12 protein-coding genes and 1 pseudogene are annotated in these 13,421 nt (G+C 58.2%); 3 read left to right on the top strand and 10 right to left on the bottom strand.

What is annotated here, in order from left to right; genetic code table 11:
* The 3 genes from arsJ to chrA all read left to right on the top strand — a co-directional run bounded on the left by arsJ (position 1) and on the right by chrA (position 4,008).
* A complete protein-coding gene (gene arsJ, locus C6382_RS10465; protein ID WP_107024424.1) occupies positions 1-1,233 on the top strand; it encodes an organoarsenical effux MFS transporter ArsJ in 1,233 nt (410 codons plus the stop codon).
* Between the two features lie 443 nt (positions 1,234-1,676).
* A complete protein-coding gene (locus C6382_RS10460; RefSeq protein WP_107024423.1) occupies positions 1,677-2,621 on the top strand; it encodes a chromate resistance protein ChrB domain-containing protein in 945 nt (314 codons plus the stop codon).
* Positions 2,614-4,008, top strand: coding sequence for a chromate efflux transporter (gene chrA / locus C6382_RS10455; protein ID WP_107024422.1), 1,395 nt, complete (start codon positions 2,614-2,616; stop codon positions 4,006-4,008). Before C6382_RS10460 ends, chrA begins: the two co-directional genes overlap by 8 nt.
* 43 nt (positions 4,009-4,051) lie before the next feature.
* Here chrA and C6382_RS10450 read toward each other — a convergent pair whose 3' ends face one another.
* The 10 genes and pseudogenes from C6382_RS10450 to atpD all read right to left on the bottom strand — a co-directional run bounded on the left by C6382_RS10450 (position 4,052) and on the right by atpD (position 13,417).
* The gene (locus C6382_RS10450) at positions 4,052-4,183 is read right to left on the bottom strand and encodes a YHYH domain-containing protein (protein ID WP_107024421.1); all 132 of its coding nucleotides are present in this window, start codon (positions 4,181-4,183) and stop codon (positions 4,052-4,054) included.
* 56 nt (positions 4,184-4,239) lie between these two features.
* Complete coding sequence (locus C6382_RS10445; protein WP_107024420.1) at positions 4,240-4,980, bottom strand: TraX family protein; 741 nt, start codon at positions 4,978-4,980, stop codon at positions 4,240-4,242.
* A pseudogene (locus tag C6382_RS10440) lies at positions 4,980-5,217 on the bottom strand (hypothetical protein). Before C6382_RS10440 ends, C6382_RS10445 begins: the two are co-directional and overlap by 1 nt.
* A gap of 12 nt (positions 5,218-5,229) precedes the next feature.
* Positions 5,230-6,360 (bottom strand): nickel/cobalt efflux protein RcnA, encoded by a 1,131-nt coding sequence (locus C6382_RS10435; RefSeq protein ID WP_107024419.1) that lies wholly within the window; start codon positions 6,358-6,360, stop codon positions 5,230-5,232.
* Between the two features lie 7 nt (positions 6,361-6,367).
* Positions 6,368-6,685 (bottom strand): metal-sensing transcriptional repressor, encoded by a 318-nt coding sequence (locus C6382_RS10430; RefSeq protein ID WP_107024418.1) that lies wholly within the window; start codon positions 6,683-6,685, stop codon positions 6,368-6,370.
* A gap of 567 nt (positions 6,686-7,252) precedes the next feature.
* Positions 7,253-9,088: a glutamine--fructose-6-phosphate transaminase (isomerizing) gene (glmS, locus tag C6382_RS10425; RefSeq protein WP_107024417.1), complete on the bottom strand. Its 1,836-nt coding sequence runs from the start codon at positions 9,086-9,088 to the stop codon at positions 7,253-7,255.
* Positions 9,088-9,867 (bottom strand): DeoR/GlpR family DNA-binding transcription regulator, encoded by a 780-nt coding sequence (locus tag C6382_RS10420; RefSeq protein ID WP_107024416.1) that lies wholly within the window; start codon positions 9,865-9,867, stop codon positions 9,088-9,090. The genes glmS and C6382_RS10420 overlap by 1 nt, the downstream gene beginning before the upstream one ends.
* 218 nt (positions 9,868-10,085) lie before the next feature.
* The gene (gene glmU / locus C6382_RS10415) at positions 10,086-11,453 is read right to left on the bottom strand and encodes a bifunctional UDP-N-acetylglucosamine diphosphorylase/glucosamine-1-phosphate N-acetyltransferase GlmU (protein WP_107024415.1); all 1,368 of its coding nucleotides are present in this window, start codon (positions 11,451-11,453) and stop codon (positions 10,086-10,088) included.
* 123 nt (positions 11,454-11,576) lie between these two features.
* Entirely contained in the window at positions 11,577-11,996 is a 420-nt protein-coding gene (locus C6382_RS10410) for a F0F1 ATP synthase subunit epsilon (RefSeq protein ID WP_107024414.1), read from the bottom strand.
* A 44-nt stretch (positions 11,997-12,040) separates the two neighbouring features.
* The gene (atpD, locus tag C6382_RS10405) at positions 12,041-13,417 is read right to left on the bottom strand and encodes a F0F1 ATP synthase subunit beta (RefSeq protein WP_107024413.1); all 1,377 of its coding nucleotides are present in this window, start codon (positions 13,415-13,417) and stop codon (positions 12,041-12,043) included.
* Positions 13,418-13,421: the final 4 nt, after the last annotated feature.

Below are 13,421 nucleotides of genomic sequence, written 5' to 3'. Positions count from 1 at the left end.
ATGAAGGCGTTGTCAGCTCTGTTCGCGGAAGTGCGTCAGTACCTGCTGGTTACCGGCAATTACTGGGCCTTCACCCTCACCGACGGCGCATTGCGCATGTTGGTGGTATTGCACTTCCATACGCTGGGCTACACGCCGCTGCAGATCGCAGCGCTGTTCCTGTTCTACGAGATTTTCGGCGTGATCACCAACTTGGTGGGCGGTTACCTCGGCGCTCGCCTGGGGCTCAATCGCACCATGAACATCGGCCTGGGCCTGCAGGTGCTGGCCTTGCTGATGCTCACGGTGCCGGCAGCCTGGCTGACGGTGGCCTGGGTAATGGCAGCCCAAGCGTTGTCCGGTATCGCCAAGGACCTCAACAAGATGAGTGCCAAGAGCTCCATCAAGCTCTTGGTACCGGACAGCCAGCAAGGCACCCTCTACAAGTGGGTGGCCATCCTCACGGGCTCGAAAAACGCGCTCAAAGGCGCGGGCTTTTTCCTCGGCGGTGCGCTGCTCGCATTGCTCGGCTTCAGCATGGCGGTGCTGGCCATGGCAACGGTGCTGGCATTGATCTGGATCGGTAGCTTGCTACTGCTGAAAAAGGACCTGGGCAAGGCCAAGGCTAAACCGAAGTTTCGCGACATACTGTCCAAGAGCCGGGCAATCAACATCCTCTCGGCGGCACGCCTGTTTCTCTTCGGCGCCCGCGACGTGTGGTTCGTCGTAGCGTTGCCGGTGTACCTGAGCAGCACATTTGCCTGGGACTTCTGGCAGGTCGGCGGCTTTCTTGCCGTCTGGATCATCGGCTACGGCATCGTGCAGTCATTTGCCCCCTACATCACCGGCAAGAAGCGTGGCCATGTGCCGGACGGTCGAGCAGCCTTCACCTGGGCGATCACGCTGGCCGGATTGCCTGCGCTGATTGCGCTGGGGCTGACTGCCGGCTGGCCGGCTCAGGTGGTACTGCTCGGTGGGCTGATGCTGTTTGGTGTGCTGTTCGCAGTGAACTCATCGCTGCACAGCTACCTGATCGTCAGCTATGCCAAGGAGGATGGGGTATCGCTGGACGTGGGCTTCTACTACATGTCCAACGCTCTGGGGCGGCTGGTCGGCACGCTGCTTTCCGGCTGGGTGTTCCAAGGCTATGGCCTGGAAGCCTGCTTGTGGGTATCCAGTATTTTCGTACTGGCTGCAGCGCTCATCTCGATCGCCTTGCCCAGACACCACGACACGCCACAGCAGCCAAACTGATCACCAACCAAGAGGTGCGGGCACTTATGCCTGCGCCTTTACCAAAAATTGTTCGATCTCAGTGACAGTGCTGCGGGCTGTACGGGTAACCCCGATCAACGTCGCTGACGCCAAGCACCGCCGGCCCCTGCTCGGCATCGTTGGTTGTGACAGAGGTTGACTGCGCAGACGTGCCCATTCTTTTTGAGTTGTCCACTGACAAGCTGCCGCTGAACCAGGTATGCCCGATCGGTCGGTAGTTCCTGCCAAAAATTGACGCTGTGCCATGAGCTTCGGGTCAGCAGTGGGCTAGTCCAGCTTCCTTTTCATCTATTGCTGAACCCAGGCAACCGAACCCTTACGAGTGCCACAGCAGATTGCAGATCAGTTGATAAATTGTTATTTCCAACCATCCCACACATGAGTAATGTAAAAATATCTACATTATTTAAATCGAGCTCTACATGAACAACTGGTTGGCTCTTGTACTCGGTCTACCGACAGCTAACGCCACCGAGCGAATGCGTGCATGGCGGGCATTAAAAGCTACCGGTGCCGCTGTTCTGCGAGACGGGGTCTATCTACTACCTCAAACAGACTCATGCCATGCCGCGTTGAGCGCTGTGGAGCGGGACATCCTGGCAATTAACGGGGTGGCGCTGCTCCTGCCCGTTGTGGACCCAAACGGGGCACGCTTCGCTGAGCTGTTTGATAGAGCTGACGATTACACAAGGCTGGGAACTGAGATCGATGAGTGCCGCCTGCAGCTCAACGCGGAAAACGCGCTGGCTACGACCAAGCAAATTCGAAAGCTGCGCAAGGCGTATACCCAACTAGCAGGCATCGACTACTTCCCTGGGCAGCCAAAGCAGCAGATCGATGAAGCGCTGAAGTCGCTGGAGGTTGCAGTCAGCCGAGCACTATCGGCAGATGAACCCAGTGGCCAGGATTCATCGATCATGCTGCTGAGCGTGGGTGAGTACCAGGGGCGGATCTGGGCCACGCGCAAGCGTCCTTGGGTAGACCGGTTGGCCAGTGCCTGGTTGATCAAGCGCTTCATTGATTCTCAAGCTCAGTTAGTATGGTTAGACCATCCGTCCGATTGCCCAGCAGATGCGCTCGGCTTCGACTTTGATGAGGCGACCTTCAGTCATGCGGGCAATCGCGTCACTTTCGAAACGTTGAAAGACAGCTTCGAGCTGGATGTACCAGGTCTCAACCGCCTTGCCTCACTTGTCCATTACCTGGATGTCGGAGGAATACAGCCTATTGAAGCGGCTGGAGTCGAGCGAGTACTGGCAGGGCTTCGCGAGACCATTACCGATGACGATCAGCTATTGAATGCAGCAGGTGCCATCTTCGATGGGCTGCTAGCTGGCTTCGTGCAGGAGGACGCCATCGATGAATAAAGACACCCAACCGGTGGATGCACCTGACCTGGCGCGACCAGCACCTATTAGCTTGGCTCAAGCACTGTGGTTCTGGCTGAAGCTCGGCTTTATCAGCTTCGGCGGGCCTGCGGGTCAGATCTCGATCATGCACCAAGAGCTGGTAGAACGTAGGCGCTGGATCTCAGAGCGGCGCTTTCTCCATGCATTGAATTACTGCATGTTGCTTCCTGGGCCAGAGGCGCAGCAGTTGGCGACCTATCTCGGCTGGCTGATGCATCGCACCTGGGGTGGAGTGATTGCGGGTGGGCTGTTTGTGCTCCCTTCACTCTTCATTCTGATTGCACTTTCATGGGTCTACATCGCCTTCGGTGAGGTACCCATCGTGGCTGGCCTGTTCTATGGCATCAAGCCCGCTGTGACTGCCATTGTGGTCCATGCCGCTCACCGGATCGGTTCAAGAGCACTCAAAAACGGGTGGCTGTGGGCCATTGCCGCCGCTTCGTTCGTTGCGATCTTTGCCTTGAACGTGCCTTTCCCGATGATCGTCTTGGTCGCGGCATTGCTGGGTTATCTGGGTGGTCGGCTTGCCCCGGAAAAATTCCGGACCGGTGGCCATGGTGCTGCGAAGAAGTCCTACGGCGCGGCCCTGATCGATGATGAAACCCCAACGCCGGACCATGCTCGATTTCGTTGGTCTCGGCTGATGCTGCTGATACTGGTAGGGGCCGTGCTTTGGTTGTTACCCATGGGCATCCTGACCGCGATGTTTGGCTGGAGCGGTACGCTCACCCAAATGAGTTGGTTCTTTACCAAGGCAGCGTTACTGACATTTGGTGGTGCGTATGCGGTGCTGCCCTATGTCTATCAGGGCGCGGTGGGACACTACGGCTGGCTGACCCCAACCCAAATGATCGATGGCCTGGCCCTAGGTGAAACCACGCCGGGTCCGTTGATCATGGTCGTGGCGTTCGTTGGCTTCGTCGGTGCTTATGTCCAGCAAGTCTTTGGCCCCGAGCAGGCATTCCTAGCGGGGGCCGTAGCGGCGAGCTTGGTGACCTGGTTCACCTTCTTGCCTTCCTTCCTGTTCATTCTGGTCGGTGGGCCTTTGGTCGAGTCGACCCATAACGAACTGAAATTCACCGCGCCACTCATCGGCATTACAGCTGCTGTGGTGGGAGTGATCCTGAACCTGGCGATGTTTTTCGGTTACCACGTACTCTGGCCCAATGGATTTGGAGCAGGTCTGGACTGGCCGTCGCTGGTGATTGCGATAGCCGCTGCCATAGCGTTGTTTCACTTCAAACGCGGCGTTATTCAGGTACTGCTCAGCTGCGGTGCAGTCGGTTTGCTGGTGTACATAGTACGCAATGGGGACTGGGGAGCGTTTTTCCAGCTGTGGTCCTGATAGCCACCATGGGGGAGGCCCAGCAGCCGCTGGACTTTGCCGCTTAGTGGCAGTGGTAACCGCCAGTTTTGTGGTTAGTGTGGCAACCTTTGGCGTCGGTACCACCACTGTGCGCGAATGCGGCTGCCGAGGAAAACGAAAGAACAGCGGCAATCACGAGAGATACGACTTTCATCGGCCTACTCATAGCCGAGCCCGCAAATTCTTGGCGGATGAAGGCATGTTTTTGCCTCACAGACACAAGCGAAGCGCTTGCAACGCAACCAAGTGCGCAGGATAGAACCAATACCCCCATTGGCGAACCGGCTGCACATTGAAGTGGAGGCTCTGGCGCAGCAGCCACAGGCCGAGAAGTGGAGCCGCAAAGGCAGCTCCCAAGGCTAAGATTGACGGAGGGTCGAGATCCAAGGCTTTGGCAACGATGCTGCTGCGAGTGTTAATTAGCACGCACAGGAGTGCAGGCAGTAACCACAGTATGCCTGGTCGCTTAATCGCAATGAGCACTGCCGCAGGTACAAGGACGCCGTAGAACCCGTACATCAGAGTATCGTCGAGCAGGTAAGCCAATACCCCGGCGGTGATTGCCGTGGCTCCGGCCAGCCATGTGCGGTGGTGAATTCCCCACGTGATCAGCAGCCCAAATGTCAGGGTAACCAGTACGTTGAATAAGCCGGACGCACTGATGTAGCGATAGGGCACCTCGGATATGATCGCGAATACGATCATCAAGATGATGTATCTACTATTGGTCGCTGTCAGCAACTCACCGGGCCTTGTGCGTGCGACGTTGGCTGCAATTGCTACACAAAACAGCGGAAAGGCGAGCCGTCCAACGATAAACAGGTCGCCCATTTCGGGCCACACCAAGCGTAAGTGATCGATGACCATGGTGATCATGGCCAACCACTTGATCAGGTCCTGGCCCGCGTTACGATGCCTGCTAAGCGACACTGTTGGCTCATACGCACTCATCACGAGCCTCCCCAAACCAGCACAGTAAACAGTAGATACCGTCTGCCCTTGACCAGGGTGACGATCAGAAGGAAACGCCACAGGGGCTCACGCATGATGCCCACGACCAAGGTCAGTGAATCGCCAATGATGGGTGCCCAGCATGCCTACGAGCACTGCCTACGACTGCATTGGCAGCAGGGTGGCGGCACCGAGTGCTGCCAGAAACAGGCCGATATAGCTGGTCAGCTCAAACACCGAACAGGCCCCTTAGCTGTTCAGCCCGATCCAGCCATGGAAGCCCACATAGAGGCCGACACCGATAATCAGGACGCTGGAGAGATAGGGCGCACGCCGCGCCACGGTCCCCAGCCATGGCCAGCGATTGGAGGCTTGCCTGGCGCCAATAGCTGCTGCGCTTCCTACGGCCACCAGGGTAAGCGCCAAGCCAATGCTGAAGCACAGGACCAGCATGCCACCTAGTGCGACCTCTTTAACCTGGAGGCAGAGCAGCAATACCGTAATGGCTGCGGGGCATGGAATAAGGCCACCGGTCAGGCCAAACATGATGATCTGACCTGTTGTCACGTCCCGGTTGGTAAAGCGCTTACGGATGTCGTTGGCATGGGCACGTTCATGCGCGTCCTGGTAGCCATCGACTGACAGTTCTAAACCCTCAAGCTCGGAATGGGCGTGACCATGATCGTGCTCGCGGTAATCAAGATCATAGTCATGTGAATGACCCGCATGGCCGAGACTGAGCCGGGCGCTGAATTCATGGGGCTCAGGAATATCGACCGTCGATTGGAGGTACCCCTCTCGCTCGACAAAGGCGAATCGCTGGGTCTGCCCATCGGACCTGGTAGTGGTCAATAGAACTTGTGCAGCCGGCCAGGCATGGCCACTTAACACTTTCATCCGCCAGTGCGGGGGCACACCGTGTTCAAAGATTGAAAGCTCGATCCGGCCATGGCCGGTATCAATACGGTGAGTTTCATCGTGATGCGCGTGATCATGATCGCCATGATGGTGATCATCGTCTTGCTCGAACTTGAACATCTGCTCGCCACGCCACGTCCGCCAGAGCATCCACAGCGCAATTACAATGATCAGGGCAGAAGACGCGAGCTGGAAGTAAGGCTCCGTAGTCTGCGCATCCAGCCCCTTACCCAGGTACATCCCACCGATTGCGACCAGCCAGACCACCAGCGTGTGGGAAATCGTGGCGGCAAGGCCCAACAGAATCGCCTGCTTCACAGTGCCTCGAATAGCGACGATGAATGCGGCCATCATGGTTTTGGAGTGGCCAGGCTCAAGCCCGTGGAAAGCACCCAGCAAGATGGCACTGGGGAAATACAGCCAGGCTCCGCCCTGCTGTAGCAACTCTGCGAAATTCGGCATGGGGAACCTAAAGGTACTTGGTGATTTGCTTGAATTCTTCAAGCGAGGAGCGATCACCGCTACTCAATGCCACAACGGTGTCTTCCAGGCAGTGGTCGATGTGATCCTGAATGAGCGTGCGCTTGGCCTGGCAAACCGCTTTTTCAACTGCATGCAGCTGCTGCGCGATGTCAACGCACTCGCGGCCCTCCTCAATCATCGCGATGATGCTTCGCAGGTGCCCATCGGCACGCTTGAGGCGCTTGATGATCGCTTCGTGGCTTTGGTGGGTATGTGTATGACCATGCGGGTGGTCATGGGCATGGAGGTGCTCATGCTCAGTCATGATTTGAGTCTCCGGTTCCGATGAATTACGCTGGCATCGTATCCCCCAGGGGGGGATAGGTCAAACCTGTGCCCATATCCTGTAATTGCCTCAAAGGCGCCCAGTGATGTTCAGTCGTTCTCTATCAACGATGGTGATTTTTGCTCTCGCTCTGGCCATTATCACGGCTTGAACAGGGCATGCCTATTCGTTGTCAGTGCCCGGCAAACATCCCGCACCGGAGGTGGTGCAAGGAGCGGAGCATGATCACAGCCATGGAGCATCGTCCTGTGACCCGTATTCCGACCATTACCACTCGCCACTAACCCCTGACCACCAGCATGCGCCCCCTCAGCTGAGCTCTGACGTGCAGCTGACTGCGCAGCAGTTACACGTGGACCAACGACTGGGCCAGTCAACCATGACACTCATGGCGAGACCTACAACGCAGCTCAAGGCGACTTCCACAGTTACAGCAAGGCCAAGCAGGTGAAGGGGGACAAAGGAGGAGCCGGGAGGCAAACCTCTCCGGCTCGTGCGACAGTTTTAATTCTCTAAAACCAAAACCATTGTTAACAACAGCAATCGTTACTCTACAGTTACCGATTTCGCCAGGTTACGCGGCTGGTCGACGTCAGTGCCTTTGAGCACCGCCACGTAGTACGACAGCAGTTGCAATGGAATGGTATAGAGGATCGGTGCCAGGGCATCGATGATGTGCGGCACAGCGATCACATGGGTGCCTTCGCCATTGCTCATACCGGCGTTTTCGTCGGCAAAGACAATCAGCTCACCGCCACGTGCCCGTACTTCCTGCAGGTTGGACTTGAGCTTCTCCAGAAGTTCGTTGTTCGGCGCCACGGTGACCACTGGCATGTCGCTGTCCACCAGGGCCAGCGGGCCATGCTTGAGTTCACCGGCTGGATAGGCTTCAGCGTGGATATAGGAGATTTCCTTGAGCTTGAGCGCCCCTTCCATGGCCACCGGGAACTGCGCGCCACGACCGAGGAACAGGGTGTGGTGCTTGTCGGCAAACAGCTCAGCGGTTTTCTCGACGATGGCGTCCATGGCCAGGGCTTCGCCCAGGCGCGTCGGCAGGCGACGCAGTTCTTCGACCAGCTCGGCTTCGACACCGGCCTTCAATGTGCCACGTACCTGGCCCAGGGACAGGGTCAGCAGCATCAACGACACCAGCTGGGTGGTGAACGCTTTAGTCGAAGCCACACCGATTTCCGGACCCGCCTGGGTCAGCAGGGTCAGATCCGATTCGCGGACCAGCGAGCTGATGCCAACGTTGCAGATCGCCAGGCTGCCGAGGAAACCGAGTTCCTTGGCATTGCGCAAGGCGGCCAGGGTGTCGGCGGTTTCACCGGACTGGGAAATCGAAACGAACAGGGTGTCGGGTTGCACCACCACCTTGCGGTAGCGGAACTCGCTAGCCACTTCTACCTGGCACGGAATCCCGGCCAGTTCTTCGAGCCAGTAACGTGCAACCATGCCAGCGTGATAGCTGGTGCCACAGGCGACGATCTGCACGTTACGGACTTTGGCGAACAGCTCGGCGGCTTGCGGGCCGAAGGCCTGAACCATGACGTGGTCCTTGCCCAGACGCCCTTCCAGGGTGCGCTGTACCACGGTTGGTTGCTCGTGGATTTCCTTGAGCATGAAGTGACGATAGGTGCCCTTGTCGGCAGCTTCGGCACCTTCGTGGTACTGCACGGTTTCGCGCTGAACCGGGTGACCGGCCAGATCCCAGATAGTTACCTGGTCGCGGCGGATTTCAGCGATATCGCCTTCTTCCAGGTACATGAAGCGGTCGGTCACCTGACGCAGGGCCAACTGGTCGGACGCCAGGAAGTTCTCCCCATGGCCCAGGCCAATCACCAGCGGGCTGCCGCTGCGGGCGGCCAGCAGGCGGTCTGGCTGGTGCGCACTGATTACCGCCAGACCATAGGCGCCGTGCAGTTGCTTGACTGCAGCCTTCAGGGCATCGACCAGGTCAGGAACGGTTTTCAGGGTGTGGTGCAGCAGGTGGACGATGACTTCGGTGTCGGTCTCAGAGCTGAACACGTAGCCCAGGCCTTTGAGCTTTTCACGCAGTTCTTCGTGGTTCTCGATGATGCCGTTGTGCACCACCGCCAGATCCTGGGCGGAGAAATGCGGGTGGGCATTGTGCTCGGTTGGCGCGCCATGGGTTGCCCAACGGGTGTGGGCAATACCCAGCTGGCCTGCCAGCGGATCGGCGCCTACAGCGGCTTCCAGCTCGCTGACCTTGCCGATGCGACGACGACGCTCCAGGGTCCCCTGCTGGCTGAAGACCGCTAGACCTGCGCTGTCATACCCGCGGTATTCCAAGCGCTTGAGGCCTTCGATGAGGATGGTGGTGATATTACGTTCGGCGACGGCACCAACGATTCCACACATTAGTTATGCTCCTTGGAGAGTGCGGCACAAATCACATGGACGCCGCGGGCTTCAATTTGTTCGCGCGCCTCAACGGGCAAGCGCTCATCGGTAATCAGGGTGTTGACGCTGCCCCAGGGCAGCTCAAGGTTGGGAATCCTGCGCCCGACTTTGTCGGACTCGACCATTACGATCACTTCCCGGGCCACTTCGGCCATGACCCGGCTCAGGCCGAGCAACTCATTGAAAGTCGTAGTGCCGCGCACCAGGTCGATGCCATCGGCACCAATGAACAACTGGTCGAAATCGTAGGAGCGTAGTACCTGCTCGGCGACCTGCCCCTGGAACGACTCGGAATGCGGGTCCCAGGTGCCGCCGGTCATCAACAGCACAGGCTCGTGTTCCAGCTCGCTCAGGGCACGGGCCACATTCAGCGAGTTGGTCATCACTACCAGACCCGGCTGGTGGCCCAGCTCGGGAATCATCGCTGCGGTGGTACTGCCACTGTCGATAATGATGCGTGCATGTTCACGGATACGTCCGACCGCCGCCCGGGCAATCGCCTGCTTATACAGCGAAACCGGCAGGCCCTGATCAGCGATCAGCTCCTGAGGCATGGTCACCGCACCGCCATAGCGGCGCAGCAGCAAGCCGTTGGCCTCCAGAGCGGCGAGATCTTTGCGGATGGTGACTTCCGAGGTTTCGAAACGTTTGGCTAGCGCATCAACGCTCACTTCCCCCTGCTCGTTGAGCAAGGCGAGGATATTGTGGCGGCGCTGTGGAGTGTTACGTTTCGACATGGCGTCTTTAAGTTTCGTTTCGAAAGTTACTGATGCCAATCAAAACCTAAAGCTTCCAGATCGTCAAGCAGGGATGGGTAATTTTCCGATCGGGGTACGTTATCCACAAAGCTTCGCGGGGCAAGCCCGCTCCTACAGTTGTGGGATTTATCCACACAGAAAGCAAAAGGCCGACTTATGCACAATCCAGTCGGCCTTCTTGTTCAGCTGTGCATAACTCAGTTCTTGTTGATTTTCTCTGGTCGCTTCCAGCCGTCGATGTTGCGCTGACGCGCACGGCCGACGGCTAGCTGGCCAGCTTCGACATTCTGAGTAAGGGTCGAACCTGCCGCCGTGGTGGCACCGTCGAGGATATCCACAGGCGCCACCAGGGAGTTGTTGGAGCCTATGAACACGTCCTCGCCGAGGATGGTCTTGAATTTGTTCGCGCCATCGTAGTTGCAGGTGATGGTACCGGCACCGATGTTGGTACGTGCACCGACCTCGGCATCGCCCAGGTAGGTCAGGTGACCGGCTTTGGCGCCCTCACCGAGGTGGGCGTTCTTCAGTTCGACAAAGTTACCCACATGGGCACGGGCTTCCAGCACGCTGCCTGGACGCAGGCGGGCAAACGGGCCGGCATCGCTGCCTTCACCCATAATCGCGCCTTCGAGGTGGCTGCTGGCCTTGACCACGACCCCCTTGCGCAGGGTGCTGTTCTTGATCACGCAGTTCGGGCCGATCACCACGTCGTCTTCAATGACCACACGGCCTTCAAGGATGACGTTGATGTCGATGAGCACGTCGCGGCCCACGGTGACTTCACCACGCACATCGAAACGCGCCGGATCACGCAGGGTCACGCCCTGGGCCATGAGGCGACGCGCTGCACGCAGCTGGTAATGACGCTCAAGCTCCGCAAGCTGGCGACGGTCATTGGCGCCCTGCACTTCCATCGGGTCCAGCGGCTGCTCGGTGGCCACCACCAAGCCATCGGCAACGGCCATGGCAATCACGTCGGTGAGGTAGTACTCGCCCTGGGCGTTGTTGTTCGACAGCCGCCCCAGCCATTCGGCCAGGCGTGCACCCGGCACCGCCAGAATGCCGGTGTTACCTTCCTTGATGGCTTTTTGCGCGTCGTTGGCATCCTTGTGTTCAACGATCGCTGCCACCTGCCCTTGGGCATCACGGACAATGCGACCGTAACCGGTTGGATCATCGAGGTTGACCGTCAACAGGCCCAACTGCTCAGAACTGACCTTGGCCAGCAGGCGCTTGAGGGTGTCGACTTCGATCAGCGGCACATCGCCGTAGAGGATCAGCACCGTATCAGCAGCCAGTGCCGGCAAAGCTTGCGCGACCGCATGTCCGGTACCCAGTTGCTTGTCTTGCAGCACAAAATTCAGGTCGTCGGCTGCCAAACGCTCACGAACCAGCTCAGCACCGTGCCCGATCACCACATGAATACCTTGAGGCTGAAGCTGACGGGCGCTGTGGATAACATGGCCAAGCATGGAATCGCCAGCGACCGGGTGCAGTACTTTGGGCAGCGCAGAGCGCATCCGAGTGCCTTGGCCAGCGGCGAGAATAACGATATCGAGAGACATTGACGGGCTACCAATCCGGGGAGGTCAGTGAGAAGACCAGAATATAAAACGCAGAAAAAGAAAAAGGGTAGCCGAGGCTACCCTTTAACTCAATCGCAACAGAAGTGACCGGCGAGTGCCGAATTACTTCATTCTGCGCATTTGCTGGACGGTACGCAGCTGGGCTGCGGCCTCGGCCAGACGAGCGGCGGCGGCGCCGTAGTCGAACTCCGCGCCTTTTTCGTGCAGGGCGTTCTCAGCAGCCTTGAGGGCTTCCTGAGCCTGAGCTTCGTCCAGGTCGGTAGCACGTTGCACGGTATCGGCAAGCACCTTGACCATGTTCGGCTGGACCTCGAGGAAACCACCAGAGATGTAGAACACCTCTTGGGCGCCACCCTGCTTGGTCAGCGTGATCGGACCTGGCTTCAGATTAGTGATCAGCGGCGCGTGGCCTGGAGCGATACCAAGATCACCCAGGTTACCGTGCGCAACCACCATCTCGACCAGACCGGAGAAAATCTCTCCTTCCGCGCTGACGATATCGCAATGGACTGTCATAGCCATCTGCTTGCCTCAACCTGATTAGCGCCCCTTGCGGGGCGCCGGGATTACAGTTTCTTGGCTTTCTCGACCGCTTCTTCGATGCTGCCAACCATGTAGAACGCTTGTTCTGGCAAGTGGTCGTAGTCACCTTTGAGGATGCCGCTGAAGCCAGCAATGGTGTCTTTCAGGGAAACGTATTTGCCTGGAGAACCAGTGAAGACTTCTGCCACGAAGAACGGCTGGGACAGGAAGCGCTGGATCTTACGAGCACGGGATACCAGCTGCTTGTCGGATTCGGACAGTTCGTCCATACCCAGGATCGCAATGATGTCCTTCAGCTCTTTGTAGCGCTGCAGCACGTACTGGACGCCGCGAGCGGTGTCGTAGTGCTCGTTGCCGATGACGTTCGGGTCCAGCTGGCGCGAAGTCGAGTCCAGTGGATCGACCGCTGGGTAGATACCCAGGGAGGCGATGTCACGGGACAGTACGACGGTGGCGTCCAAGTGGGCGAAGGTGGTCGCTGGCGACGGGTCGGTCAGGTCGTCCGCAGGTACGTATACGGCCTGGATCGAGGTGATCGAACCTTCCTTGGTCGAAGTGATACGCTCTTGCAGAACGCCCATCTCTTCAGCCAGGGTCGGCTGGTAACCTACTGCCGAAGGCATACGGCCCAGCAGTGCGGATACTTCGGTACCGGCCAGGGTGTAACGATAGATGTTGTCGACGAACAGCAGAACGTCGTTACCTTCGTCACGGAACTTCTCAGCCATGGTCAGGCCGGTCAGCGCTACGCGCAGACGGTTTCCTGGTGGCTCGTTCATTTGGCCGTATACCAGAGCAACCTTGTCCAGTACGTTGGAATCCTTCATCTCGTGGTAGAAGTCGTTACCCTCACGAGTACGCTCACCCACACCGGCGAACACGGAATAACCGCTGTGCTCGATGGCGATGTTACGGATCAGTTCCATCATGTTTACGGTTTTGCCTACACCGGCACCACCGAACAGACCAACCTTACCACCCTTGGCGAACGGGCAAACCAGGTCGATAACCTTGATGCCGGTTTCCAGCAGGTCGTTGCCGCCTGCCTGGTCAGCGAACGAAGGCGCTGGGCGGTGAATACCCCAACGCTCTTCTTCACCGATCGGGCCAGCTTCGTCGATCGGGTTACCGAGGACGTCCATGATACGGCCCAGGGTCGCTTTACCGACCGGTACCGAGATTGGAGCCTTGGTGTCGACAACGTCCAGACCGCGCTTCAAGCCTTCGGTCGAACCCATCGCAATGGAACGCACTACGCCGTCGCCCAGCTGCTGCTGAACTTCCAGAGTAGTTTCCGCGCCTTGTACTTTCAGCGCGCTATAGACATTCGGAACGCTGTCACGTGGGAATTCCACGTCGATGACGGCGCCGATGATTTGAACGATACGTCCGCTACTCATAGCT

Source organism: Pseudomonas sp. BBP2017 (assembly GCF_003024385.1).
GTDB lineage: Bacteria > Pseudomonadota > Gammaproteobacteria > Pseudomonadales > Pseudomonadaceae > Aquipseudomonas.
This window is presented reverse-complemented; position numbering and strand designations above follow the sequence as displayed.

Excerpts from the sequence above, each read along its gene's own strand:
- arsJ (WP_107024424.1), top strand. The coding sequence starts at position 1 with ATGAAGGCGTTGTCAGCTCTGTTCGCGGAAGTGCGTCAGTACCTGCTG.
- C6382_RS10460 (WP_107024423.1), top strand. The coding sequence starts at position 1,677 with ATGAACAACTGGTTGGCTCTTGTACTCGGTCTACCGACAGCTAACGCC.
- chrA (WP_107024422.1), top strand. The coding sequence starts at position 2,614 with ATGAATAAAGACACCCAACCGGTGGATGCACCTGACCTGGCGCGACCA.
- C6382_RS10450 (WP_107024421.1), bottom strand. The coding sequence starts at position 4,183 with ATGAAAGTCGTATCTCTCGTGATTGCCGCTGTTCTTTCGTTTTCCTCG.
- C6382_RS10445 (WP_107024420.1), bottom strand. The coding sequence starts at position 4,980 with ATGAGTGCGTATGAGCCAACAGTGTCGCTTAGCAGGCATCGTAACGCG.
- C6382_RS10435 (WP_107024419.1), bottom strand. The coding sequence starts at position 6,360 with ATGCCGAATTTCGCAGAGTTGCTACAGCAGGGCGGAGCCTGGCTGTAT.
- C6382_RS10430 (WP_107024418.1), bottom strand. The coding sequence starts at position 6,685 with ATGACTGAGCATGAGCACCTCCATGCCCATGACCACCCGCATGGTCAT.
- glmS (WP_107024417.1), bottom strand. The coding sequence starts at position 9,088 with ATGTGTGGAATCGTTGGTGCCGTCGCCGAACGTAATATCACCACCATC.
- C6382_RS10420 (WP_107024416.1), bottom strand. The coding sequence starts at position 9,867 with ATGTCGAAACGTAACACTCCACAGCGCCGCCACAATATCCTCGCCTTG.
- glmU (WP_107024415.1), bottom strand. The coding sequence starts at position 11,453 with ATGTCTCTCGATATCGTTATTCTCGCCGCTGGCCAAGGCACTCGGATG.
- C6382_RS10410 (WP_107024414.1), bottom strand. The coding sequence starts at position 11,996 with ATGGCTATGACAGTCCATTGCGATATCGTCAGCGCGGAAGGAGAGATT.
- atpD (WP_107024413.1), bottom strand. The coding sequence starts at position 13,417 with ATGAGTAGCGGACGTATCGTTCAAATCATCGGCGCCGTCATCGACGTG.